Origin of the sequence: Vibrio nigripulchritudo (assembly GCF_027924785.1) — a bacterium.
Taxonomy (GTDB): domain Bacteria; phylum Pseudomonadota; class Gammaproteobacteria; order Enterobacterales; family Vibrionaceae; genus Vibrio; species Vibrio nigripulchritudo.
In genome coordinates this window covers 148,663-173,492 of the sequence record NZ_AP027049.1, presented here as the reverse complement: position 1 = coordinate 173,492, position 24,830 = coordinate 148,663, and the positions used below count along the sequence as shown (strand labels likewise).

Genomic DNA, 24,830 nt, shown 5'->3' with positions numbered 1-24,830 from the left:
TACACATTCAATGTTCTTATCTGAGCCCACAAAACCCCTTGGGTGTTGTATGGTTAAGCCTCACGGGCAATTAGTACAGGTTAGCTCAACGCCTCACAACGCTTACACACCCTGCCTATCAACGTTCTGGTCTCGAACAACCCTTTAGGATACTTAAAGTATCAGGGAAGACTCATCTCAGGGCTCGCTTCCCGCTTAGATGCTTTCAGCGGTTATCGATTCCGAACTTAGCTACCGGGCAATGCCATTGGCATGACAACCCGAACACCAGAGGTTCGTCCACTCCGGTCCTCTCGTACTAGGAGCAGCCCCCTTCAATCTTCCAACGCCCACGGCAGATAGGGACCGAACTGTCTCACGACGTTCTAAACCCAGCTCGCGTACCACTTTAAATGGCGAACAGCCATACCCTTGGGACCGACTTCAGCCCCAGGATGTGATGAGCCGACATCGAGGTGCCAAACACCGCCGTCGATATGAACTCTTGGGCGGTATCAGCCTGTTATCCCCGGAGTACCTTTTATCCGTTGAGCGATGTCCTTCCATTCAGAACCACCGGATCACTATGACCTGCTTTCGCACCTGCTCGAATTGTCATTCTCGCAGTCAAGCGGGCTTATGCCATTGCACTAACCACACGATGTCCAACCGTGTTTAGCCCACCTTCGTGCTCCTCCGTTACTCTTTGGGAGGAGACCGCCCCAGTCAAACTACCCACCAGGCACTGTCCTCACTCCCGATAAGGGAGCCAAGTTAGAACATCAAAGCTACAAGGGTGGTATTTCAAGGACGGCTCCACGCAATCTGGCGACTGCGTTTCAAAGCCTCCCACCTATCCTACACATGTAGGTTCAATGTTCAGTGCCAAGCTGTAGTAAAGGTTCACGGGGTCTTTCCGTCTAGCCGCGGGTACACTGCATCTTCACAGCGATTTCAATTTCACTGAGTCTCGGGTGGAGACAGCGTGGTATCATTACGCCATTCGTGCAGGTCGGAACTTACCCGACAAGGAATTTCGCTACCTTAGGACCGTTATAGTTACGGCCGCCGTTTACCGGGGCTTCGATCAAGAGCTTCGTCCAAAGACTAACCCCATCAATTAACCTTCCGGCACCGGGCAGGCGTCACACCGTATACGTCATCTTACGATTTTGCACAGTGCTGTGTTTTTAATAAACAGTTGCAGCCACCTGGTATCTGCGACTCTCGTCAGCTCCATCCGCGAGGGACTTCACCGATAAGAGCGTACCTTCTCCCGAAGTTACGGTACCATTTTGCCTAGTTCCTTCACCCGAGTTCTCTCAAGCGCCTTGGTATTCTCTACCCGACCACCTGTGTCGGTTTGGGGTACGATTCCTTACAATCTGAAGCTTAGAGGCTTTTCCTGGAAGCATGGCATCAATGACTTCATCACCGTAGTGACTCGACATCGTGTCTCAGCCTTAAAGAGAGCCGGATTTACCTAACTCTCAAGCCTACGCACTTGAACCTGGACAACCGTCGCCAGGCCCACCTAGCCTTCTCCGTCCCCCCATCGCAATTGTAAGAAGTACGGGAATATTAACCCGTTTCCCATCGACTACGCTTTTCAGCCTCGCCTTAGGGGTCGACTTACCCTGCCCCGATTAACGTTGGACAGGAACCCTTGGTCTTCCGGCGAGGGAGTTTTTCACTCCCTTTATCGTTACTCATGTCAGCATTCGCACTTCTGATACCTCCAGCAGCCCTTACAGACCACCTTCAACGGCTTACAGAACGCTCCCCTACCCCGCATACAAAGTATGCAGCCGCAGCTTCGGTGTATTGCTTAGCCCCGTTACATCTTCCGCGCAGGCCGACTCGACCAGTGAGCTATTACGCTTTCTTTAAATGATGGCTGCTTCTAAGCCAACATCCTGGCTGTCTGAGCCTTCCCACATCGTTTCCCACTTAGCAATACTTTGGGACCTTAGCTGGCGGTCTGGGTTGTTTCCCTCTCCACGACGGACGTTAGCACCCGCCGTGTGTCTCCCGGATAGTACTTACTGGTATTCGGAGTTTGCAAAGGGTTGGTAAGTCGGGATGACCCCCTAGCCTTAACAGTGCTCTACCCCCAGTAGTATTCGTCCGAGGCGCTACCTAAATAGCTTTCGGGGAGAACCAGCTATCTCCAGGTTTGATTGGTACTTTCACCCCTAGCCACAAGTCATCCGCTAATTTTTCAACATTAGTCGGTTCGGTCCTCCAGTTGATGTTACTCAACCTTCAACCTGCCCATGGCTAGATCACCTGGTTTCGGGTCTATATCCAGAGACTGAGCGCCCAGTTAAGACTCGGTTTCCCTACGGCTCCCCTAGATGGTTAACCTTGCCACTGAATATAAGTCGCTGACCCATTATACAAAAGGTACGCAGTCACCCCGAAGGGCTCCTACTGCTTGTACGTACACGGTTTCAGGTTCTATTTCACTCCCCTCACAGGGGTTCTTTTCGCCTTTCCCTCACGGTACTGGTTCACTATCGGTCAGTCAGTAGTATTTAGCCTTGGAGGATGGTCCCCCCATATTCAGACAGGATATCACGTGTCCCGCCTTACTCGATTTCACTTTAAATCCGCTGTCGGTTACGGGGCTATCACCCTGTATCGCGCTCCTTTCCAGAAGCTTCACCTGACGCATAAAAAGCTTAAGGGCTAGTCCAATTTCGCTCGCCGCTACTTTCGGAATCTCGGTTGATTTCTCTTCCTTCGGGTACTTAGATGTTTCAGTTCCCCGAGTTCGCTTCACTGAGCTATGTATTCACTCAGCAATACTTACTTATGTAAGTGGGTTTCCCCATTCGGAAATCCCAGACTCAAATGACTCTTACTGTCTTATCTGGGCTTATCGCAAGTTAGTACGTCCTTCATCGCCTCTGACTGCCAAGGCATCCACCGTGTACGCTTAGTCACTTAACCATACAACCCCAAGAGGTTTCGTATGTTCAAACAACCAAGGTTTGTGTCTCTCATTATTGAATGAGCGAGAGACATTCGATTTTGCCGGACTCAAATATAAACATCACAAGGATGTTTCCAAGAACACTTGAATGTGTGTTGGTACCTAAAACACAGTTTTAGGATTTGAGAACTTTTAATTGAATAACAACGCTTATCCGTAGATAAGGGGATGGTTGTTATTCGTCAGCTTTCCAAATTGTTAAAGAGCTAATCACTTCTCAAGGAAGTAACCATTTTTAAAGGCACTTAAGTCTTTCTGTTTCAAAAGAAATGCGCTTAAAGATGGTATCCCGTAGGGGAGTCGAACCCCTGTTACCGCCGTGAAAGGGCGGTGTCCTAAGCCTCTAGACGAACGGGACACTAGTTGTGAGTGTTTGGGAACACTCTGCTCTCTTACGTTATAAACCGTACCAATCTGTGTGAACACTCATCGCAATAATCATCGTATAAGGAGGTGATCCAGCCCCAGGTTCCCCTAGGGCTACCTTGTTACGACTTCACCCCAGTCATGAACCACAAAGTGGCAAGCGTCCTCCCGAAGGTTAAACTACCTGCTTCTTTTGCAGCCCACTCCCATGGTGTGACGGGCGGTGTGTACAAGCCGGGAACGTATTCACCGTGGCATTCTGATCCACGATTACTAGCGATTCCGACTTCATGGAGTCGAGTTGCAGACTCCAATCCGGACTACGACGCACTTTTTGGGATTCGCTCACTCTCGCAAGTTGGTCGCCCTCTGTATGCGCCATTGTAGCACGTGTGTAGCCCTACTCGTAAGGGTATGATGACTTGACGTCGTCCCCACCTTCCTCCGGTTTATCACCGGCAGTCTCCCTGGAGTTCCCACCCGAAGTGCTGGCAAACAAGGATAAGGGTTGCGCTCGTTGCGGGACTTAACCCAACATTTCACAACACGAGCTGACGACAGCCATGCAGCACCTGTCTCATAGTTCCCGAAGGCACCAAAGCATCTCTGCTAAGTTCTATGGATGTCAAGAGTAGGTAAGGTTCTTCGCGTTGCATCGAATTAAACCACATGCTCCACCGCTTGTGCGGCCCCGTCAATTCATTTGAGTTTTAATCTTGCGACCGTACTCCCCAGGCGGTCTACTTAACGCGTTAGCTCCGAAAGCCACGGCTCAAGTACCACAACCTCCAAGTAGACATCGTTTACGGCGTGGACTACCAGGGTATCTAATCCTGTTTGCTCCCCACGCTTTCGCATCTGAGTGTCAGTATCTGTCCAGGGCGCCTTCGCCACCGGTATTCCTTCAGATCTCTACGCATTTCACCGCTACACCTGAAATTCTACCCCCTCTACAGTACTCTAGCCTGCCAGTTTCAAATGCAGTTCCGAGGTTGAGCCCCGGGCTTTCACATCTGACTTAACAAACCACCTGCATGCGCTTTACGCCCAGTAATTCCGATTAACGCTCGCACCCTCCGTATTACCGCGGCTGCTGGCACGGAGTTAGCCGGTGCTTCTTCTGCAGCTAACGTCAAAATGCGCATCTATTAAATACACACCCTTCCTCACTGCTGAAAGTGCTTTACAACCCGAAGGCCTTCTTCACACACGCGGCATGGCTGCATCAGGCTTGCGCCCATTGTGCAATATTCCCCACTGCTGCCTCCCGTAGGAGTGGACCGTGTCTCAGTTCCAGTGTGGCTGATCATCCTCTCAGACCAGCTAGGGATCGTCGCCTTGGTGAGCCTTTACCTCACCAACTAGCTAATCCCACCTGGGCATATCCTGACGCGAGAGGCCGAAGGTCCCCCTCTTTGAGCCGAAGCTATTATGCGGTATTAGCCATCGTTTCCAATGGTTATCCCCCACATCAGGGCAATTTCCCAGGCATTACTCACCCGTCCGCCGCTCGACGCCGTTGTCGTTCCCCGAAGGTTCAGACAACTCGTTTCCGCTCGACTTGCATGTGTTAGTCTCTGCCGCCAGCGTTCAATCTGAGCCATGATCAAACTCTTCAATTTAAGATTTGGTCGGCTCAATGAATACTGATTACATTACATAAAGTAATGTTGAATTGACTGTGCTCTTATTGGTTTTCACTTTGAAAAAGTGAAATAAAACAGCTCAAGGCTGCTTCCCAATTCGAATGGTCACTCAGTTCATTGAAACCTAAATTGATACCGAAGTATCTATTTGGATTATCATCAACGAGTGCCCACACAGATTGATAGGTCTATATTTTTAAAGAGCTTTTTCTAACTGACTAAGCCGCTCTGCGTCTTGCCGTTAGGGGTGCGTATAATACGCTCCGAATTTTGAGAGTCAAGATTTTTTTGAAATTTTCTTTTCCTCTCTACCCGGCTCGGTTTGTGATGTTCGTCTCACTCCGTGTCGGTGAGGCGGCATTATAGGGAGATGAGTTTCGATGACAAGTCTTTTTTGAAATTTATTTTCCAAGCGACTACTTTTCATCCAAAAGCCTGTTTATCGAATAAAATTTCAACATTTGAAGGCTATCACAGCAATTGGTTGGAATTTCATCATGCTTAAACGTAAGATCCGTGTGTCTATTTTGTTAATAGCGCATTGCATCTTATTACTTCACAATTTCAATGTAGTATTCAGATATGAACTCAAAAAAATCTTATTTATTAGTTATTGCACTGGCAGTTTTGGGTGCTGCAGCCTTTTCACAAATTGCAGTCCCTCCCGCTACCGCTTTTATTATTGGTGTTTTTACTTGCGCGCTTCTCCTTTCCCTTTCTAACCCATCTTCAGAGCAGTCAAGTAACGACAAATCCGCAACAACCACTCTATATGTGGGAAACCTTCCTTATAAAGCAAATGAAACACATGTCCGCCAACTGTTTTCAAAACATGGTCAAGTGTTCGCTGTAAGGTTAATGAAGGATAAAAGGACAGGAAAAAGAAGAGGCTTTGGTTTTGTAGTGGTATCCCGTGAGGATGCCGACAAAGTTATTCAAGGCTTGAATGAGCAAGATTATATGGAGAGAACGCTTAAAGTTAGGGTTGCTAATGACCCTAAACATCCTGACTCGGCTGAACAATAAGATCAGAGAAACCGAGTTGGTTTAATGTTTCGTTCAGTGCATCTCTTTCAAAAGGAGGTGCACTGCAAAAAATTCGATGTTTCCTGTCACTTCTCTCACCAGACTCTTCCTGTAAAAGATAAGACACTCGCTTGGCTATCGCTTGCCCTGAATCTATCAACGTCACTTCTGGCATAATGACTTGGATTTCTTCTTTTAGCAGAGGGAAATGCGTACACCCAAGTACAGCGGTATCTACTTCCCCATTGATTGGAGCCAATACCTGAGCCAGCTCTTTTGAATCGACAGGGATACCTCTTAGCTTTCTTTCCGCCATATCTACTAATTTTGTTGAGCCTAGCAACTTCACTTCTTTACCGTTTGCAAAATCTTTGATGAGTTCTTGAGTATATTGGCGAGTGACGGTCGCTGGTGTTGCAATGAGCCCGACTCCTTTTTCAGAAATCAGAGAGGCAGGTTTGATTGCAGGAACCACTCCGACAACGGGTATGGCTAGTTTTGCACGAAGGTGAGGAAGAACAAGTGTGCTTGCCGTATTACAGGCGATGACGATTAAGTCGATGCGATACCGTTGGCAATATTCAGAGATTAATGATTGAACCCTTTGAATCAATACGTCGCCATCGAGCTCTCCATATGGGTATGCGGCGTTATCAAACAAATAGAGGTAGTCTAATTGAGGAAGTAGGGTTTGAAGTTCTTGGTATACAGAAAGACCTCCTACCCCTGAATCAAAAATTAAGACTGTTTTCTCTGATTTCATGTCCACAACAGATTGCACTCTACCAATAAGTTGAGCGTATCTTACTGTTAAAGTGTACGCTCGCCAATCTTCGCTTTATATCTTAAATGATGAAAGCGTTCGTCACTTTCTATTTGTTCAGCTTTAATCGACAAACTACCTTTGAAACATGAAGCCGATGTCACCAATGTGTGAAATTCTCCATTTTCTCCACAAGGGTCTATCCCTTCAGGTAAGTTATCAATGAACTCTGTGTTGTACCATTTTCCACATAATGCTTTAGGCAATCGGTGACCATCGATTGTTACGGTTATGGTTTTAATGCTCCGAGCAAGTATCTCATTGGCTAGATCTATGCTTGGTGTTTCCATCAAAGGAAAAACACATTCCCATCCCGCTTTTTCTATATAGCTTTTGCGATACTCAATAATGCCGTTGCAAAACATATCGCCAAATGCAACAGCATCGATTTCTAAGTCTGATTCTTCTAACCCCTGAACAATGGCATTTTGATATATGTCGTTGGGAGGAAAAACTTCAGGCAGTTGAATCAGTACCAATGGCAAATTTACCAATTCAGCCTGCATTTTAACGACTTCAATAGGTGTGACTTGAAATGGGACTTCTTCACCGACATAGGTTGTGTAAAGCCCCACAACTTCATAATTAGGATCTTCAAGCAGACGTATTAAGGTTAACGTTGAGTCCTTGCCTGACGACCAACTGATGACGACTTTTTTGGGTTGTTTCTTCATAGGTATTAAAAAGCCGCCCGAAGGCGGCTATTAATTAGAATTGGTAAGCGATGCTTAAGTAGATAGTACGTTCTGGTGCCGGATACCCGTTAGCAGTCTCGTACTTTTCATTTAGTAGATTATCAACACGCCCACGAATCGCAACATTAGGCTCAACCCAATAAGTCGCTGCTGCATCTAGCAAATCATACGGCTTCAGATAAATCGGAGTTGCGTCATAATCACTATTTCTTCGTTTTGTGTAATACTGATAGCTCAATGATAGATCTACATCGTCAAACGAAGTACTCACATTCCATTTAAATGCGCCCTTTGAGCGACGAGCCAACATTTCGCCTTCATCATTTTTTGGATCTTTCAAGTCAATAGAGAACGCATGGAATATCGAACCTGTTTCAAAGGCAGCTTCTAATTCAACACCTTTGATTCGGGTTTGTCCTTCAACATTTACGTATTGTCGCTTATTACCGTCATAATCAATCAAGTCATCAATCTTGATATCGTATCCCGTTACAGCCCAATCAATATCCTTGACCGTTCCTTTAACACCAATATCTATGTTTTTCGAAGATTCAGGTTTTAAACTTTTATTTTCCCCGACCCAAGCAGAACCATTTTGTTGTGATAACGTTGGGGCTTTAAAAGCCGTGCCATAAGAACCAAAGACTTGAATACTTTCAGTAATGTCGAAACCTAATCCTGCATTATATGTGGTATTTCTACCGTAATCTTGGTTGTCATCACTACGAATAGATAGTTCGACTGTCACAATTTCTTGTTTGGTCGATAGCACACCAAACACACCTGTGTTTGAACGATCTTGCGTAGAATCTGCTTTATCGTCTTTATAAAAGTCTTTTCTCCAATCCAAACCACCTGAGACCTGAGTTGACTCATTAATTTCATAGCTAGAGATCCAACTGACATTATCTTGCTTATAAACATTTCGATATTGATCACTAGCACTTAGATCATATGGATTTGATGTATTAGAACGTCCAAACTCATTCGAGTACGAAAATGTAGATGCAAGCTGATCTTTTGTATAACCAATAGAGCCGCCAATTACTTGACTTGAAACATGTGACTCAGATGTTTTACGAGAGCTAGAGCTACTGTTGTCATATTGATACGTATTATCGTAAACGCGCGCAAAAACAGATGCTTCTATTACGTCGTTAAAATTATGTCTGTAACCTAATGAACCATTGATGGAAGAAAAGCCATGCTTTTCACCATCGTTTACACCTGGTACTGGTTTTACATTATAGCCTTCATCTTTTTCATAGCCCGCAGTCACTGCAAGCTTGCCAGATTCAGACGTAGAAATAACTGAATCAAAGTTTGCTTCTTGACTGTGACTACCGACACCAACAGATAAGTTAGATATAGCTTGGTTCTTAGTATTCGAATAAGTGATGATATTAATGACACCACCAATCGCTTCAGAGCCATACATTGCAGCACGAGCACCACGGACGTATTCAATTCGCTCTATCTGTGAAACAGGCACTTGGTTAAAGTCCACACTGCCTGTTGAAGATTTAGCCATACGCACGCCATCGATTAGCACAAGCACCTGATCTGAGCCAGTACCACGTACGTACACACTCGCAAGCTGACCTCGCCCACCGTTTTGGGCAATCTCTACACCAGGAAGCTTTCGTAACACTTCAGGAAGGCTTTTAGCCTGAGTCTGAATGATATCTTGTCGAGTCACTACATTTACTGGAGCAAGTACTGATTGAGTACTTTGCTCAAAACGGTTAGCTGTTACAACAAGAGTTTCGGTTTCTGCTGCTTCTTGAGCGACAGAAATGGAGGCGTGAGTAAGCAGCGACGCTACTGTGGTCGCTAGAAGAGTTTTTTTCATTGTCATTTCCTAAATCGCGAGAATCCTTCTAAGACCAAGCTTCATGTTTATACACACTGCTTATCCACTTGGTTCTTACTGCTGGCAGGTATTCGGACTCAAGAGCACACCTCAATTGGGTACCTAGCGCCCCACTTCCCGTTTTTATGTGAAAAACAGTGTTTGGATTTCTCCGGGGCGTTCGTTCTCTGTTACCGCTGCGCGTCAGTTCTGGATTTTCACCAGATTCCCTTTTCAGTTGAAATATCAACCACCAGCATGGTCGAGGATACTAGTTTGCTTTCAAATAGATGTCTAGACGTATTTCATCTAAGCTATTATGCAGTTCATCACTAGGACACTTTTCCACCACAAGAGAGCCAAAAGCCGCATTCTGAATTTGTCCCACCGACGACTTACAACTCTGTGCTGGACAAATAAAGTGGATTGAATAAAATCTGCGCTCCCTGTTTCTAGCAAAAAAGGCATGACTTCATGGCGACACTTGATGTAAACCCAGAGCACTACCAAGCGCAACTGGAAGAAAAGACTCAGCGCCTGACTGAGATGTTTGCTCCGTTTAACGCCCCTGAACTTGAGGTGTTTGAATCGCCAGAGCAACACTATCGAATGCGCGCAGAGTTTCGCGTTTGGCACGAAGGTGAAGAGCTTTACTACATCATGTTTAATCAGGAAACGCGCGAGAAATACCGCGTTGACCAATTTCCTGCTGCCAGCCGATTGATCAATGACTTGATGCCTTTGCTTGTCGATGCAATGAAACACAACGACACCTTGCGCCGTAAACTATTCCAGGTGGACTTCCTTTCTACTTTGAGTGGCGAGATTCTGGTGTCTTTGCTTTACCATCGTCAGCTAGATGAAGCATGGGTTGAAGAAGCAAAAGCGCTCAAACAACGACTGAATGATGAAGGGTTTAATCTGAACCTGATTGGACGCGCCCGTAAAATGAAAATCGTGCTCGACCAAGACTACGTCGTTGAGAAGCTTAATGTGAATGGTGATACCTACATTTACCAGCAAGTCGAAAATAGCTTTACTCAGCCCAATGGTATCGTTGCGCAGAAGATGCTGGAGTGGGCAGTCGACTGTACACAAGAGAGCACTGGCGATTTGTTGGAACTGTACTGCGGAAACGGCAACTTCTCATTAGCACTTGCTCAGAATTTTGAGCGAGTACTGGCGACCGAACTGGCCAAGCCGTCAGTTGAATCAGCGCAATACAATATTGCCGCCAATAAGATCGACAACGTACAAATCGTTCGCATGTCTGCCGAAGAGTTTACTGAAGCCATGGAAGGTAAGCGAGAATTCCGCCGCCTGAAACAGCAAAACGTTGACCTGAAAAGCTACAACTGCAACACCATCTTTGTTGATCCTCCACGCGCAGGCATGGACGTAGACACTTGTAAAATGGTTCAGGGGTACGAGCGAATTATGTACATCTCTTGTAACCCAGATACGCTTAAAGAGAATCTGGATATCCTGAGTGAAACACACAATATCACTCGCTTTGCCTTGTTCGATCAGTTCCCATATACACACCATATGGAAGCGGGTGTTTTCCTGGAAAGAAAAGCTTAATGCAAAAAAAACCGCTCAGCTGAGCGGTTTTTTATATCTGGTCGATTTATTGAGGCTTGGCGATGTAGCCTAGCTTTTTCCCTACCCAGACCATGAGTATTAAGGTCACCATGATAGAGAAGAAATTGGAACCAGCTTCGGGGTGCTGAGCACCAACAAAAGCTGAATAGCCAAATGCTCCCACAAAGAAACACGCCAGCGCCACGAGCGGGATGTCTTCAGATACTGGGTGACGTAAATATTCTTGGTATAGGTTTTGTACAGCAAGCACCAGTGCGATCACTGGGAAAATAGAGAAAGCGACTTCGCTAACCGTTAGAGCTGATAGCAAAGCGTTACCACACATACCAGCAATCAGAGCCAAAATGAGCGTTTTCTTTTCTGAGCCTTTGTCGGCCGTTGGAGCTTCAGTAGACATTGCTTTATCCTGCCTTATTCTTTTTTAGTTCACGTTCTTTACGGTACACATGGGCACCTTTTGCAATCATGCGGAGCTGGGTAATCAGACGATTGGCCAACTCATCGCGTTCATCCCCTTCCAGATCCAATGCTTCTGCTCCGGAACTGAATACCAGGGTTACCGACGCCTCTGCCTGAGTAAAGGCTTCTTCTCTTGTGACACCATTACCCACCAGATATTCCGTCAGCTCAGCAACAAAATGCTGGATTTCTCTGGCAACTGCTGCACGAAATTCAGATGACGTGCCAGAGCGTTCACGCAACAACAAACGGAATACGTTTGGGCTGCTCTCGATAAATTCCATAAAAGTATCGACCGAGGTTTTAATCACACTGCCTTCTTTGGCAATGCGCTGTCTTGCCTGACGCATCAGTTGACGAAGCAGCAATCCACCTTCATCAACCATGGTTAAACCCAGTTCATCCATATCTTTAAAATGACGATAAAAAGACGTTGGCGCAATGCCCGCCTCTCTCGCCACTTCACGTAAGCTTAGATTAGAAAAACTGCGATCGGCACTCAACTGGCTAAAAGCCGCATCTATCAATGAGCGCCGGGTTTTCTCTTTTTGTTGAGCACGGACACCCATGCTCTTTTTATTTTTCTCGTTTGTCATTCTTAACTACGCTTAATAAAGACACTGACCGAAAAGGCAAGCCTTACTATACCTCGAATGCCAGCATAGTCTATGAGACAAAGGTTGTTACTTTACGGATTTTTAAGTGAATTGCTTGCTCGCTACTCGAAGTTACTAATCAGTTCACAGTTTCAGAGTGAAACACAACGTGATCCTCTCCACTGTCTATTGGTCAGAGCATTTACCTGTAAAATGAAAGCGTTAAAATATCGCTATAGCAATGTTAACAATCATAACAAAAGGCAAATATATGACCTCAACGCACTTTGATGCAATAGTAATAGGCAGCGGTCCTGGTGGTGAAGGGGCAGCAATGGGCTTAACAAAGGCGGGGTTAAATGTTGCAATCATTGAGCGAGAGAGCAGTGTTGGCGGCGGTTGTACTCACTGGGGTACCATCCCGTCCAAAGCTTTGAGACATGCGGTAAGCCGTATAATCGAATTCAACAGTAACCCTCTCTTTTGCCACAATAATTCCAGCCTACACTCTACATTTTCCAATATCTTAGGGCATGCAAAAACCGTTATCGACAAGCAAACTCGTTTGAGACAAGGCTTTTACGACCGTAACGAATGTTCCCTTATTTTCGGCGAAGCGACATTTACAGACGGCAACACCGTCGCTGTCACCCAACCGGATGGCACCGTCGAGCACTACACCGCAGACAAATTCGTAATTGCCACGGGCTCTAGACCATACCGTCCGGCAGATGTCGACTTTGGTCACGATCGTATCTATGACAGCGATTCGATATTGTCACTGGAGCACGACCCTCGTCATATCATCATCTATGGCGCTGGCGTCATAGGTTGTGAGTATGCGTCTATATTCCGCGGGTTAGGCGTAAAAACAGACCTAATCAACACTCGAGATCGCTTACTTTCTTTTCTGGATAATGAAACCTCCGATGCCCTTTCTTATCACTTCTGGAACAGTGGCGTCATTATTCGCAATGATGAAACTTATGAGCGAATTGAAGGTACAGATGAGGGAGTGATCATTCACCTTGAGTCCGGTAAAAAGATGCGTGCTGACTGCTTGCTTTATGCAAATGGTCGAACGGGTAACACAGATAAACTGAACCTCGAAGCTGTTGGTCTGAAGCCCGACTCACGTGGTCAACTTGCCGTTAACTCCAATTACCAGACTTCGGTAGAGAATATCTATGCCGTTGGCGATGTCATCGGTTACCCAAGCCTTGCCAGTGCGGCTTATGACCAGGGACGATTTGTTGCACAAGCCATTACCAAAGGGCAAGCCGACAACCACCTGATTGAAGACATCCCAACAGGTATTTACACCATTCCGGAAATCAGTTCTGTAGGAAAAACAGAGCAAGAGCTGACGGCGGCAAAAATACCTTACGAAGTGGGACGTTCCTCCTTCAAGCACCTGGCTCGCGCACAGATAGCAGGCAAGGACATTGGCTCACTGAAGATTCTCTTCCACCGCGAAACCAAAGAAATCCTCGGTATACACTGCTTTGGAGAGCGCGCTGCTGAAATCATTCACATCGGGCAAGCCATCATGGAACAGAAAGGTGAAGCCAATACGATTGAATACTTCGTGAATACGACTTTTAACTACCCAACGATGGCAGAAGCGTATCGCGTGGCAGCATTGAATGGTCTTAACCGTTTATTTTAATTGGATTTAAATCGATAAGGGTCAGCTACTTGCTGACCCTTTCTTTTAGGCAAGGAATGCATTTCTTCGCCACTGCCACGCGAAAACGACGGCGAGCCCTAGTCCACGCATCCCCATAAAACTCAACATGGCCATCCAAAGGGCGTGGTTTCCAAAACCAGAAAACGCGTAGAACACCAAGAAAAAGCTGCACGTTGCGACAAACATACTGTTGCGCATCTCTTTTCCTTTCGTAGCACCAATAAATATGCCGTCGAGTAGAAAGCACCACATGGAGACCAATGGCATGGCTATCAGCCAAGGCAGATAAATATTAGCGTGCTGCCGAACAATTGGAATGTCAGTGATCAGACTGATCAACCCTGATCCCGCCAACGCGAAAGCAAACGTTAGACCGATACAGATGATCAGGCTCCAGAAAAATGTGCCTACCAAGGATTGTTTGAGCTGTCTTTCGTCTTTTGCACCAATTGCCTTACCGACCATGGCTTCCATCGCATACGCAAAACCGTCCATGCCATAGGAAATCATCATAAGAAAACTCATCAGAACGGCATTAGCTGCGACTACATCATCGCCAAAGCTTGCCCCTTGGAAGGTCATAAAGCTGAATGTGGCTTGCAAACATAAAGATCGCAGAAAGATATCGCGATTTAGGCGGACAAATTTGCCCATCCCATGCTTTAAGAATGGAAGCTGAGACAAGGGGGATGGCAATGTAAGGCGAGACCAGGTTTTCAAAACAAAAAACAAACCCAGTGTCATACCAGAGTAATCGGCTAATACAGAAGCCAATGCCGCTCCCTCGACTTTCCAGCCTAAACCAATCACAAATATCACATCCAGAATGATATTGGTCAGGTTGGAAACAATCACTATCCACATTGGTGCCTTGGCATTTTGCGTTCCCAAAAGCCAGCCTAGGATAACGAAGTTAGCCAACGCAGCCGGTGCACTCCAAGCACGGATTGCAAAATACTGCTGACCATAGTGCTTCACCTGTTCGCTGGCGTCACTGAAAGTAAATACCCAATCAGAAATCCACGGATGCAAAAGCAAAAAGCCAAATGCAAACAGCCCTGCCATCGTCAGCCCCTGCATCAGCACTCGACAAAGCTCTTCCCCGTTTTTCGCCCCACTCGCCTGGGCGGTTAACCCGGTCGTCGCCATTCGCAAAAAGCCAAGCAACCAGAAAGCAACACTGATCATCGTGCTACCTAGTGCGACGCCACCTAAATACCAGGCGTGTTCGAGGTGACCGATCACCGCCGCATCCACCAGCCCTAGTAATGGGATAGTGATGTTTGAGAGCACCATTGGAATAGCAAGCCAGAGCACTTGTCTGTGCAGTGACCAGTTAGATAAGAATGAAAGTTGGGATTTAAACACAGATGACCTCATCGTTTATGCCGACGAGGTTAGCGGTTAGTGGTTGATTAATCAATCACCATCGCATGTGGAGTAAGACTGGTGTCATTCGGTGTTTGAAGAAGGACATTTTTGACAATAAACGCTGCCAGCGTTTCCAGCGGCTACAGTTTTTATCCATTGGAGAATGAACAGTTGCCCATTGATACCAGGGGAGCCAGCTCAAGAGTTTTTCCTTAGGCTGTCTTATGGCGTGCTTGTAGCCACCACCGCCCAACTTTTTCCCCCAATGTGAATTGGCAAGATCGCCCGCCACAACAATACACGCTTGAGCATGTATAAAACGCCGACCTAAGGTTTGAATAAACTTAGCGACTTGCTCTTCTTCGCAATCAAGCAAAGCGTGCTCACAAACAATCAATACAGGAGAGGAGTCGGGGACAGGTAAATCACCTAACCAATTAGTATCAACAACACTGCCGCATCTCAGTTGATAACGTTCGCTAGGGTGAAAGAGTTTTTGACGCCATAACAGGTTTTCACTGATGTCCAGCTCAAGCCAGTGGCATCGACCGTTGTCTAAACGATAAAAGCGGGTATCCAAGCCAGCACCTACGTTCAGTACCCAGGCTTCTGGGTTGTCGATTAAGAAGTTTTTCACTCGTTCATCACACAACTGTGTGAGTGTTGCGTTTAGTAACTGCTTCTGATCGACATCTCCAGCCAAACATTCAGGCGCAAGCTCACATCGCTGGCATGCACTGGCAGCAATAGGATCATAAACCAAACCATCGTCAACTAGGCTCTCTCTGCTTCTCAGCCACATTGGCTGAAGCAGATTCGCTGGTATGCGATAGTGCGATTTAGGTCGCTTGAAGTGTGGCTGAGTCATTATCATCTTCCCTACAATAATAGCTAGATGATAATGACTATCATTTAATAATGCAAAATTTAATTACATCCAATCTGCATTTCTGATGACGCCAACAGCAATTCCTTCTATTGCCAGGTGCTGAGCAGTCAGATCCACTTTGATCGGTTCAAACTCTTCATTCTCAGCGTGCAGAAGAACGGTTGATCCTTTACGTTCAAGGCGTTTCACCGTTACGTCTTCATCGACACGAGCCACGACAACCTGACCATCGCGTACATCTTGAGTTTTATGAACAGCCAGCAAATCGCCATCCATGATGCCGATGTCCTTCATACTCATCCCGTTAACACGAAGTAAGAAATCCGCTTGAGGCTTAAACATCGCAGGGTCGACCTGGTAATGCGTTTCTACGTGCTCTTGTGCCAGGATAGGCTCACCTGCCGCAACCTGACCGATCAAAGGCAAACCTTCTTCTTCCGGATCATCTTCAAGCAGAATTCGGATGCCTCGTGAAGCGCCGGGAATAATCTCGATAGCTTCTTTTCTGGCAAGCGCTTTAAGGTGTTCTTCAGCGGCATTTGCAGAACGAAACCCCAGTTCACGTGCGATTTCAGCACGAGTCGGGGGCATACCTGATGCATCAATCTTATCTTTAATCAGATCGAAGACTTGTTGTTGGCGCGGCGTTAGTGGCTTCATGTCTCACCTGTCTTTTTATACAGTTAACTGTGAGTATATCCAGTAACTGAACGATTTCAAAGACAATTGTTTATTTTTTAACGGATTTGTCTTTTTACCTTCACTTCTCATGCCATTTTATCCGCTACACTTTTCAGAATTGGCATCTTAACTATCACCATCTGTGCAATGGGTATTAAAAGCGGGATCCACCGTTGTGCAGATGAGATATTACAAAAATGGGATAAAAGGTTAGACCAGTTTCTGCTATCCTTGCTGCGCAATTATTCAGGCGGTCATGTTTTAAACACATAACCACCGTCACACACATGCTGAGGCAAACATTCACTATGTCTTCTGGACAAACGCTTTCTCGAACTTTGATGAAACTGCCGCTTTCCGTATTGGTGAAAGGCACGACCATCCCATCAAATCCAGTGGAAGATTTGGGCATTGATATCACTAAGCCCATTGTTTACGCACTCCCATTTCGCTCCAACGTCGATTTGCTGACATTTCAGCGATACGCCATTGAACTCGGTCTCCCAGATCCGTTATCTGCGCTGGAGATAAATGGTCAGCCATTTGGTCGGTTTGTGTTTACCTCATCACGCCCAACCTTGATTCAGGATGATCATGACGCGCCATCAGAGTCGGTTGACCTGTTTACGGAACTGCTAAAACTGCACACCGATGACAGCGATTTGGATGTTCAAGTGATTCCTGTCAGTGTGATGTGGGGAAGAAAACCCGGTAAAGAAGACCGTCAGAAGCCTTATCTGGAAAGTATGAATGGTCCACAGAAAGCAAAAGCACTTTTGCTTTCTGGTCGCGATTGTCTGGTCCGATTCAGCCCCGTTGTGTCTCTTCGATTCATGGCAGACAGTCACGGCACCGACAAAGAAATTGCGCATAAGTTAACACGCGTTGCCCGTATTCACTTTTCTCGTCAGAAGCTCGCCGCTTCAGGACCAAACTTGCCTGAACGTCAGGCTCTGTTTCAACGGTTGTTGCGCTCAGAAGCGATAAAGAAAGCCGTCGAGGATGAAGCCAAAAGCAAAGGCATCACCATTGAGAAGGCAGAAAAAGAAGCCAGAGCCATCATGGATGAAGTGGCCGCGGACTTCTCTTACTCCTTAATAAAGAAAGGCGACCGCTTCTTGGGGTGGTTGTGGAATAAGCTTTATCAAGGCTTGAACATCAACAATGCATCTATGGTGCGAAAGCTCGCTCAGGATGGTCACGAGATTGTTTATGTGCCCTGCCACCGCAGCCATATGGACTATCTGCTGCTGTCTTATGTTCTTTATCAGGAAGGAATGGTGCCACCTCATATTGCCGCTGGCATCAATCTGAATTTCTTCCCAGCAGGTCCGATTTTCCGTCGTGGTGGTGCGTTCTTTATTCGTCGCAGCTTTAAAGGCAATAAGCTTTACTCCACTATCTTCCGTGAATATCTGGCAGAACTGTTTGCCAAAGGTTACTCAGTGGAATATTTCAGTGAAGGTGGTCGCTCTCGTACCGGTCGCTTACTTCAGGCGAAAACCGGCATGCTGGCAATGACCATTCAAGCTATGCTCCGAGGCCTAAACCGCCCTGTGACTCTGGTTCCTGTGTACATCGGTTATGAACACGTAATGGAAGTTTCGACCTATGCCAAAGAGCTTCGAGGTAAACGCAAAGAGAAAGAGAATGCGGGTCTGGTTCTGAAAACCCTGCGTAAGCTTCGTAACTTTGGTCGGGGTTATGTGAATTTTGGTGAACCCATTCCGCTCAATCAGTATCTGAATGAGCACGTGCCTGAATGGACAAACGACATCGACCCGGTAGATAGCCCGAAACCTCAATGGATGACACCGGTCGTGAATCAGCTTGCTGAAAAGATGATGACGCACATCAACGATGCAGCAGCAACCAATGCTTTGACGCTGTGTGCTCTGGCTTTGCTGGCTTCTCGTCAGCGTGCGCTGTCGCACGACACACTTATTCAGCAAATTGACAGCTATTTAGCGCTTTTACGCCACGTGCCGTATTCCAGTACCAGCACCACACCCGATACGGATGCTGAAGCGCTGGTTAAACATGCCGTCGGGCTGGACAAATTTGTGATAGAGCCCGATACCATGGGCGATATCGTGTCGCTGGATCGCCAGCAGTCAATTTTGATGACCTATTACCGCAATAACATCATTCACCTGTTCGCCATTCCATCACTGATTGCTCAGTCAGTGGTTCAGCACGAAAGCCTGTCGGTGTCCAAATTGACGGAAATCGTCACGACTTTGTATCCGTTCTTAAAGAAAGAGCTTTTCTTACATTACGATGAAGGCGACATCGCTGACGTTGTGGGAAAAACCGTTGCTGAGTTCGCGAGACAGGAGATTGTTTATCTGGATGGCGATACCGTGTCCATTAGCCAGAAGCGCATTCAGTCACTGATTTTGTACGCTCGGACAATTCAGGAAACGTTGCAGCGCTACTCTATTGCTATTACTCAACTGGCAGATGCCCCTGAGTTAGGCAGAGCAGAGCTGGAGCAGCGCAGCCAGCAAGTCGCTCAGCGCCTTGGTCGACTGCATGGCATCAATGCGCCTGAGTTTTTTGACAAAGGGGTGTTTGCGGCACTATTCAGTACCCTAAAAGATCAGGAATATCTGGATTTAGATGGTCAGTGCGACCTGTCCAAAACAAAGGATCTGGCTTGCACCTTGTCGAAGTTGCTGCCAACCGAGGTCAAACTGACCATTCAGGAAAGCCGTCAGTCAGAGGGTTGATGCCATTTCTCAGATAGAAAAAAGACCACCCAAGGGTGGTCTTTTTTTGTTAGCGATTTAAGTCACTGCAATCACTTCCGATGGCGTATGAGGCGCTACGGAGTGCCCATAATGGTATTTAATGATGGTACGGCGCTTGGCCATTTTCCCTTCATTAATCGCTGCGTTCAGCACGCTGGCTGGCAGCCGGAAACGAATGGTGTATCCCTTTCCTTGTCGGGCACTGTATGTTTGCAGTGCGATCAAATCAAACAACCGCTCAAGCTTGTCGACTGGCTCTTCGTGATACTCGGTCTCTGCGTCTGAATCCAGCTCATAGTCTGGGTGGTCTTCCGCATTCCAGGCCGCACGTCTTCGACGCTTCTCCTCTAGCGTTGCCCTTCGTTCCGCACTCGACTTGTTCAGTTCCGCTGGCGGAGCCACGGGTTCCCTGACCTTGTTGTCGCGTGCAACTTGTTCGGTTTGTATATTGACCGACGGGGCAATCAGCGGAACGCTGGCACTGGTCGGGTTGACTAACATAACAAACCTCCCACAAAGGTAATGATTGCCACAAACCCCATAAAACCATGGTGTTGTGGCGTTCCGCCCATACGGGCAATCACAAAACTAATCTGTATACAGTTTAGCCTGCTAATCACTTTAACGGCAGGTTGCTCAATTTATTTACAGAACTCGGTGATCTTTTCGCAAAACTCATCGAGCTCTGTCATAAATGGAGCGTGCGATGACTGCTCGAACGTATGAGAAATACTAGCGGGAGACCAGTGTGCCATGTCTTTCGAAACCTTGATTGGTACCAGTCCGTCCAGGCGACCATAAACTCGCAGAAAGGGGATATCGATGTTTGCAAGTTGCTCCCTCAAATCCACGTCAGCAAGAATGTCTAAGCCAGCAAGCAACACTTCTTGATTCGGTAACGGGCGCGACAAAACGGCTTGTTTTAGCTGTTTCACATCCTGACGAGCAGAGGGGCTGCCCATCGCCTGAAGCGCCATAAAACGTTCTACCGTTAACTGGAAATCTTCTACCAACTGCTGTGTAAACATGGTTAACACATTTGGCTGTATGCCACGCCAGGGTTTTGCTGCCGCAAACTTTGGTGAGCTTGCAACGGTCACTAACTTAGATACGCGTTCTTTGTGATTCAGAGCAGCGTGAGTCGCAACTAAGCCACCTAATGACCACCCGAGCCAGATCGCTTGTTTCGGCGCGCCTTTAAGCACTTCTTCAACTATAGATTCTAAATTCAACGCTGATACCGCATTGCTGTGCCCGTATCCGGGTAAATCCACCACATGTACAGAAAAATGTTCAGACAGGTTTTCAGCCGTTTGCTGCCAGACAGCGCCGTTCATTCCCCATCCATGTAACAAAACCAAGTCGGGTCCTTGCCCGAAAGACTGCCAATACAACGACGTCGTCATGCTTTTCTCTCTTAAACCGTTTTTCGAACATTTAATGGGATACCATGCCCATTAACTTTAACTATTTGAATACGTTATGGTGATTTCCAGCTGGCTAAAGCTCAAATTACACCGTTATTTTAATCTGCAATGCCCGCTATGTGGTCTGAACATTGAAGAGCCCACACCAGAGACACGATGGTGCAAACATTGCCTGAACAGCATGAGCGATCCTTGCCGTTGCCAATGCTGCGGGCTGCCTACTTTGGAACCCGTTGAATTCTGTGGTGAGTGCATAAGTAACCCACCTCCCTGGCACCGTCTGTATTGTGTGAACGACTATCGTCCACCGCTTTCGCATTATATCCACAGCCTGAAATTTCAGCATCAGTTTCGGCTAGCCCCTGACCTCAGCTACTTACTTGCGCAGAAAATTACAGAGCCTGCCGACGTGATTACTTCTGTCCCGCTTCACTGGCGCAGAGAACTGATACGCGGCTACAACCAGAGTGACCATCTGGCAAGAGCATTGTGTCAGCATCTCAATATGCCCGAACGATTTAATCCGAATCTGTTCAAGCGGGTGAAATATACTGCACCTCAACTCGGTCAGGATAAAAAGGCGAGGCATAGAAACCTTTATGGTGCTTTTCGGTTAATTGCGCCTCCAGCTGCAAAGCACGTAGCAATCGTCGACGATGTGGTGACAACGGGCAGCACTATCCGACAAATGTGTAATTTACTGCTTGATGTTGGCGTAGAAACCATCGATATTTACTGCATATGCCGAACCCCTGAGCCGAAATAGCTAAAATAAGTTATGACTTAAAAAGCTGGATCGATTTACTCACGGGGGTAAAATGGTCAAATAGTTTACTAAATTACTTGGGTATTGGTCGTGTCGAATACAATTACTATTACAGAAAATGCACAGTCTCACTTTGCGAAATTGCTGGAACAGCAGCCAGAAGGCACGAACATTCGTGTTTTCGTGGTTAACCCAGGCACTCAAAACGCAGAATGTGGTGTGTCTTATTGCCCACCAGAAGCCGTAGAAGCCAGCGACACTGAGCTGGAATATGAATATTTCTCTGCGTTTGTCGACGAGCTGAGTATGCCTTTTCTTGAAGACGCAGAAATCGACTTTGTCACTGATAAAATGGGCTCGCAACTGACTCTGAAAGCACCTAACGCAAAAATGCGTAAAGTGTCTGATGATGCTCCTCTGATGGAGCGTGTTGAATACGCGATCCAAACTCAGGTTAACCCTCAGCTTGCTGGTCACGGTGGTCACGTCAGCCTAATTGAAATTACTGACGATGGTATTGCATTGGTTCAGTTTGGTGGCGGTTGTAACGGCTGCTCAATGGTCGACGTAACGCTTAAGGAAGGTATCGAGAAAGAGCTTCTGGCTCAGTTTGAAGGTGAACTGACAGCAGTACGAGATTCTACTGAACACGATCGTGGTGAGCACTCTTACTACTAATATCGCTTCAGCAAGACAGATACAAGAAAGCCGGGTAAACATACCCGGCTTTTTCATTGGCTTGAATCAGGATTAAGCCAGAACTATGATTACAGCTTGCTCCAAGCTGAGTCCCATGCCCAACCAGTACCTGGTGCGTATGCACCACCAGCTGAACACCAAAGACCACCTGGGAAGCCTAAGCACTGATAACGGTTACCGTCTTCAGCTAGAACAACCGTACCAAACGTGTAGTTTGAGATGCCTTCTGGGTAAACAAAGTCGTAGGTACCGCCATTACCACCGCCTGTCGTTGTCGCTTCTGCACTTACGTTCGCAGTGTACACTGACGTGCCTTTGTCTGTAGAGAAGGACAGCTGAGCTTTCGCGGTGCCCGCAGCACTTGCACCAAACTCAACTGATACCTGACAGCTTTGGTTCGCAGTCAAAGTAGATTGTGAACAGTTGTCAGCACCAATAACAGGGGAAGATGCCACACCAGAACCAGCAACAGATACTGTGTTCAATGTGAAGGCTTCGGTACCTGTGTTTTTAATGCTAAAGGTATGAGACTTGGTTTCACCCACTTTGAATGAAGTCAGCGATTGATCTTTAGTGTAACCGACGGAGTAGTTACCACCTGGAGCAGAGATTACCGTGTCTAACCAGCCACGAAGTGCTGCTATGTCGCTATAAACACCATAGTTACCAGCGGCAGCACAACCAATACCCCAACTTACAACACCAAGCTGTGTAATTGTTCCTGAACGGTTCACAACGATCGGACCACCGCTGTCACCCTGACAGGAGTCCTTTCCGCCCTGCGGAAGACCAGCACAGAACTCTACACTACCAACATTGTTGTATGGTCCACCCGCTGCACGACAAGTTGCGTCAGAAACTAGTGGTACGTCTACTTCTTGTAAGCGAGAAGGAGATGCGCCTCCCGAAGAAAGTCGACCTAAACCAGCTACAGATAGAAGATCACCAATGCCAGCGTACTGGCTTAGAGAACCTGCTGCAATTTCAACAGTGGTCGCCGTTGGAAGCACTCGATCCAGCTTAAGTACAGCGATGTCGTTTTTGTAGGTACTAGAATTGTAGTTAGGATGCATGTGGATCTGAGTAACGTTAGCGTGCTGTCCGTCGTTTCCACGACGCGTCTTAGCACCAACTCGTACAGATACCCCCGAGGCTAGAGCGCCATCCACACAGTGTGCAGCAGTCAATACGTAACCGTCACCCAGATTACTACCGCCACAAGAATAAGTTTTGTTGCCTATCTTGATCTGCAGGTGGCTGAAGAAACCCCAGTTTGCAGTGTTGGCATCGCCACCACCAACAATACGTGGTGTTACTTCAAACCCAGCTCCTGGTATTTCCGCACCAATGGTTACCATAGGTGCTAGCATGGCTGTGACTAGGGCCATATTCCTTGTTATTTTCAAAATATTATCCTCATATTTTTTATATTAAGCCGTCGACAGGTGCCGAACGGTCTATATAAACAAGCATGTTTTTTGAAAAATCCAAGGTGCCGGGGAAGGAAAAATTTTAGCCTGTGAGCGTAATTTTATAAAAAAGTAATTGACCTGTTTATCAACAGATTTTTTTTGATTGAGAAGCCTTCAATTACAGAATAAGACTCTGTAATCACAGGAAGAATCAAGCAGGATAAATGGGATCTGCAGCCAAGCAGATCCCTGCTAGAAGAAGGGAGAAATCGACTTCTATCGAGTTAACAGAATGGAATCCCAAGGGAGTTCTTCGTCACCCAAAACAATAAAATTAGGATTTTCTAATGTTTCGCGTTCATTATAAGAAAGCGGTTCCAGCTTGGTACTGAGGATCCGCCCTCCTGCTTCACTCACAATGCACTGAGTCGCAGCGGTGTCCCATTCTCCTGTTGGTCCTAATCGCAGGTAGCAGTCCACTGCTCCTTCAGCCACCAAGCATGCTTTCAAAGCTGCCGAACCTAACGGTACTAACTCAAAATTCCACGAAGGACACAGCTTACTGGTAATGCTGTTAATGTCCTGGCGGCGACTGATTGCAATCGCTAAAGACTGGCTGTCGCCATGATGACGGTGTGTTTCGATGGCAACGCTTTCGTCCATGTCCGGAATTTTCCACGCACCTTTGCCTTTGTATGCATAGTAGGTCACGCCAGACACCGGGGCATACACCACCCCCATCACAGGTTCGTTGTCTTCTACCAACGCAATGATAGTGGCAAAGTCACCACTTCGAGCGATGAACTCCTGAGTTCCGTCCAGCGGGTCGACCAGCCAGTAGCGACTCCACTGAGAACGCTTTTCAAGGCTAATGTCCGCTGCTTCTTCTGAAAGCACTGGGATATCCGGTGTTAACTCACTCAACTGTTCGACAATCAGCTTATGAGCGGCAATGTCAGCGCTGGTGACCGGTGTCTCATCGGACTTAGTGTATTCTTCGTATTGTTTATTTTCGTAGATATCATGGATAAGTTGCCCGGCACTGCGGGCAACGGTGATAACTGAAGGGATAAGGTGAGAAAGATCTTCCGCCATAG

The 24,830-nt window shown here is 46.8% G+C and carries 18 protein-coding genes, 1 tRNA gene, 2 rRNA genes and 1 riboswitch; of the genes, 6 read left to right on the top strand and 15 right to left on the bottom strand.

Annotation, left to right across the window (positions count from 1 at the left end):
• Nucleotides 1-49 precede the first annotated feature (49 nt).
• From QMG91_RS00805 to QMG91_RS00795, 3 genes are all read right to left on the bottom strand, one after another.
• Nucleotides 50-2,934 (bottom strand): 23S ribosomal RNA (locus QMG91_RS00805).
• 325 nt (nucleotides 2,935-3,259) lie between these two features.
• A tRNA-Glu gene (locus QMG91_RS00800) sits at nucleotides 3,260-3,335 on the bottom strand.
• A gap of 88 nt (nucleotides 3,336-3,423) precedes the next feature.
• Nucleotides 3,424-4,965, bottom strand: a 16S ribosomal RNA gene (locus QMG91_RS00795).
• The 16S and 23S rRNA genes sit together here with 1 tRNA gene alongside, the layout of an rRNA operon.
• Nucleotides 4,966-5,571: 606 nt before the next feature.
• On the opposite strand from QMG91_RS00795, the gene QMG91_RS00790 reads away from it, so the two are divergent.
• On the top strand, nucleotides 5,572-6,015 hold the full coding sequence (locus QMG91_RS00790) for an RNA recognition motif domain-containing protein (protein WP_004404551.1): 444 nt from the start codon (nucleotides 5,572-5,574) through the stop codon (nucleotides 6,013-6,015).
• On the opposite strand, the gene murI is transcribed toward QMG91_RS00790, so the two are convergent.
• From murI to btuB, 3 genes are read right to left on the bottom strand one after another with little or no spacing between them, the layout of a single operon-like run.
• Entirely contained in the window at nucleotides 5,987-6,784 is a 798-nt protein-coding gene (gene murI, locus QMG91_RS00785; protein ID WP_409351246.1) for a glutamate racemase, read from the bottom strand. The two genes, QMG91_RS00790 and murI, sit on opposite strands and share 29 nt — an antisense overlap.
• A 41-nt stretch (nucleotides 6,785-6,825) precedes the next feature.
• On the bottom strand, nucleotides 6,826-7,512 hold the full coding sequence (locus QMG91_RS00780) for an adenine nucleotide alpha hydrolase (RefSeq protein ID WP_281828232.1): 687 nt from the start codon (nucleotides 7,510-7,512) through the stop codon (nucleotides 6,826-6,828).
• 34 nt (nucleotides 7,513-7,546) lie between these two features.
• The gene (gene btuB, locus QMG91_RS00775; protein WP_281828231.1) at nucleotides 7,547-9,385 is read right to left on the bottom strand and encodes a TonB-dependent vitamin B12 receptor; all 1,839 of its coding nucleotides are present in this window, start codon (nucleotides 9,383-9,385) and stop codon (nucleotides 7,547-7,549) included.
• A gap of 66 nt (nucleotides 9,386-9,451) precedes the next feature.
• Nucleotides 9,452-9,658, bottom strand: a riboswitch (cobalamin riboswitch).
• Nucleotides 9,659-9,859: 201 nt separating this feature from the next.
• Here btuB and trmA point away from each other — a divergent pair.
• Nucleotides 9,860-10,969 (top strand): tRNA (uridine(54)-C5)-methyltransferase TrmA, encoded by a 1,110-nt coding sequence (gene trmA, locus QMG91_RS00770; protein ID WP_004404543.1) that lies wholly within the window; start codon nucleotides 9,860-9,862, stop codon nucleotides 10,967-10,969.
• Between the two features lie 46 nt (nucleotides 10,970-11,015).
• On the opposite strand, the gene QMG91_RS00765 is transcribed toward trmA, so the two are convergent.
• Together QMG91_RS00765 and fabR are read right to left on the bottom strand one after the other, a co-directional pair.
• A complete protein-coding gene (locus tag QMG91_RS00765; protein WP_004404541.1) occupies nucleotides 11,016-11,387 on the bottom strand; it encodes a YijD family membrane protein in 372 nt (123 codons plus the stop codon).
• A gap of 4 nt (nucleotides 11,388-11,391) precedes the next feature.
• Entirely contained in the window at nucleotides 11,392-12,018 is a 627-nt protein-coding gene (fabR, locus tag QMG91_RS00760) for an HTH-type transcriptional repressor FabR (RefSeq protein ID WP_022551820.1), read from the bottom strand.
• Nucleotides 12,019-12,316: 298 nt separating this feature from the next.
• Between fabR and sthA the strand changes: the two genes are divergently transcribed.
• Complete coding sequence (sthA, locus tag QMG91_RS00755; protein ID WP_004404537.1) at nucleotides 12,317-13,714, top strand: Si-specific NAD(P)(+) transhydrogenase; 1,398 nt, start codon at nucleotides 12,317-12,319, stop codon at nucleotides 13,712-13,714.
• Nucleotides 13,715-13,759: 45 nt separating this feature from the next.
• Here the strand turns inward: sthA and dinF are convergent, their stop codons facing one another.
• The 3 genes from dinF to lexA form a co-directional block, all read right to left on the bottom strand.
• On the bottom strand, nucleotides 13,760-15,115 hold the full coding sequence (dinF, locus tag QMG91_RS00750) for an MATE family efflux transporter DinF (protein WP_281828227.1): 1,356 nt from the start codon (nucleotides 15,113-15,115) through the stop codon (nucleotides 13,760-13,762).
• A gap of 43 nt (nucleotides 15,116-15,158) precedes the next feature.
• Nucleotides 15,159-15,974, bottom strand: coding sequence for a class I SAM-dependent methyltransferase (locus tag QMG91_RS00745; RefSeq protein WP_022610870.1), 816 nt, complete (start codon nucleotides 15,972-15,974; stop codon nucleotides 15,159-15,161).
• Between the two features lie 63 nt (nucleotides 15,975-16,037).
• The gene (gene lexA / locus QMG91_RS00740; protein WP_004404532.1) at nucleotides 16,038-16,655 is read right to left on the bottom strand and encodes a transcriptional repressor LexA; all 618 of its coding nucleotides are present in this window, start codon (nucleotides 16,653-16,655) and stop codon (nucleotides 16,038-16,040) included.
• A gap of 329 nt (nucleotides 16,656-16,984) precedes the next feature.
• Between lexA and plsB the strand changes: the two genes are divergently transcribed.
• On the top strand, nucleotides 16,985-19,408 hold the full coding sequence (gene plsB, locus QMG91_RS00735; protein ID WP_281828223.1) for a glycerol-3-phosphate 1-O-acyltransferase PlsB: 2,424 nt from the start codon (nucleotides 16,985-16,987) through the stop codon (nucleotides 19,406-19,408).
• Nucleotides 19,409-19,465: 57 nt separating this feature from the next.
• Here plsB and QMG91_RS00730 read toward each other — a convergent pair whose 3' ends face one another.
• The gene (locus tag QMG91_RS00730) at nucleotides 19,466-19,930 is read right to left on the bottom strand and encodes a hypothetical protein (RefSeq protein WP_004404522.1); all 465 of its coding nucleotides are present in this window, start codon (nucleotides 19,928-19,930) and stop codon (nucleotides 19,466-19,468) included.
• A gap of 140 nt (nucleotides 19,931-20,070) precedes the next feature.
• Nucleotides 20,071-20,835 carry a pimeloyl-ACP methyl ester esterase BioH gene (bioH, locus tag QMG91_RS00725; RefSeq protein WP_281828220.1) on the bottom strand — a complete coding sequence of 255 codons (765 nt, stop codon included), beginning with the start codon at nucleotides 20,833-20,835 and terminating at the stop codon, nucleotides 20,071-20,073.
• Nucleotides 20,836-20,911: 76 nt separating this feature from the next.
• On the opposite strand from bioH, the gene QMG91_RS00720 reads away from it, so the two are divergent.
• Together QMG91_RS00720 and nfuA are read left to right on the top strand one after the other, a co-directional pair.
• Complete coding sequence (locus tag QMG91_RS00720; protein WP_281828218.1) at nucleotides 20,912-21,622, top strand: ComF family protein; 711 nt, start codon at nucleotides 20,912-20,914, stop codon at nucleotides 21,620-21,622.
• 90 nt (nucleotides 21,623-21,712) lie between these two features.
• A complete protein-coding gene (nfuA, locus tag QMG91_RS00715) occupies nucleotides 21,713-22,300 on the top strand; it encodes a Fe-S biogenesis protein NfuA (protein ID WP_004404517.1) in 588 nt (195 codons plus the stop codon).
• 89 nt (nucleotides 22,301-22,389) lie between these two features.
• Here the strand turns inward: nfuA and QMG91_RS00710 are convergent, their stop codons facing one another.
• Entirely contained in the window at nucleotides 22,390-23,709 is a 1,320-nt protein-coding gene (locus QMG91_RS00710; RefSeq protein ID WP_281828216.1) for a trypsin-like serine protease, read from the bottom strand.
• Between the two features lie 300 nt (nucleotides 23,710-24,009).
• Entirely contained in the window at nucleotides 24,010-24,828 is an 819-nt protein-coding gene (cysQ, locus tag QMG91_RS00705; RefSeq protein ID WP_022551827.1) for a 3'(2'),5'-bisphosphate nucleotidase CysQ, read from the bottom strand.
• Nucleotides 24,829-24,830 lie beyond the last annotated feature (2 nt).

Bases quoted from the DNA above. Each gene is read 5' to 3' on its own strand.
- lexA (WP_004404532.1), bottom strand. From the start codon at position 16,655: ATGAAGCCACTAACGCCGCGCCAACAACAAGTCTTCGATCTGATTAAA.
- QMG91_RS00730 (WP_004404522.1), bottom strand. From the start codon at position 19,930: ATGTTAGTCAACCCGACCAGTGCCAGCGTTCCGCTGATTGCCCCGTCG.
- fabR (WP_022551820.1), bottom strand. From the start codon at position 12,018: ATGGGTGTCCGTGCTCAACAAAAAGAGAAAACCCGGCGCTCATTGATA.
- QMG91_RS00765 (WP_004404541.1), bottom strand. From the start codon at position 11,387: ATGTCTACTGAAGCTCCAACGGCCGACAAAGGCTCAGAAAAGAAAACG.
- QMG91_RS00745 (WP_022610870.1), bottom strand. From the start codon at position 15,974: ATGACTCAGCCACACTTCAAGCGACCTAAATCGCACTATCGCATACCA.
- QMG91_RS00720 (WP_281828218.1), top strand. From the start codon at position 20,912: ATGGTGATTTCCAGCTGGCTAAAGCTCAAATTACACCGTTATTTTAAT.
- QMG91_RS00710 (WP_281828216.1), bottom strand. From the start codon at position 23,709: ATGGCCCTAGTCACAGCCATGCTAGCACCTATGGTAACCATTGGTGCG.
- trmA (WP_004404543.1), top strand. From the start codon at position 9,860: ATGGCGACACTTGATGTAAACCCAGAGCACTACCAAGCGCAACTGGAA.
- cysQ (WP_022551827.1), bottom strand. From the start codon at position 24,828: ATGGCGGAAGATCTTTCTCACCTTATCCCTTCAGTTATCACCGTTGCC.
- btuB (WP_281828231.1), bottom strand. From the start codon at position 9,385: ATGAAAAAAACTCTTCTAGCGACCACAGTAGCGTCGCTGCTTACTCAC.
- bioH (WP_281828220.1), bottom strand. From the start codon at position 20,835: ATGACGACGTCGTTGTATTGGCAGTCTTTCGGGCAAGGACCCGACTTG.
- QMG91_RS00780 (WP_281828232.1), bottom strand. From the start codon at position 7,512: ATGAAGAAACAACCCAAAAAAGTCGTCATCAGTTGGTCGTCAGGCAAG.
- QMG91_RS00790 (WP_004404551.1), top strand. From the start codon at position 5,572: ATGAACTCAAAAAAATCTTATTTATTAGTTATTGCACTGGCAGTTTTG.
- sthA (WP_004404537.1), top strand. From the start codon at position 12,317: ATGACCTCAACGCACTTTGATGCAATAGTAATAGGCAGCGGTCCTGGT.
- plsB (WP_281828223.1), top strand. From the start codon at position 16,985: ATGTCTTCTGGACAAACGCTTTCTCGAACTTTGATGAAACTGCCGCTT.
- dinF (WP_281828227.1), bottom strand. From the start codon at position 15,115: ATGAGGTCATCTGTGTTTAAATCCCAACTTTCATTCTTATCTAACTGG.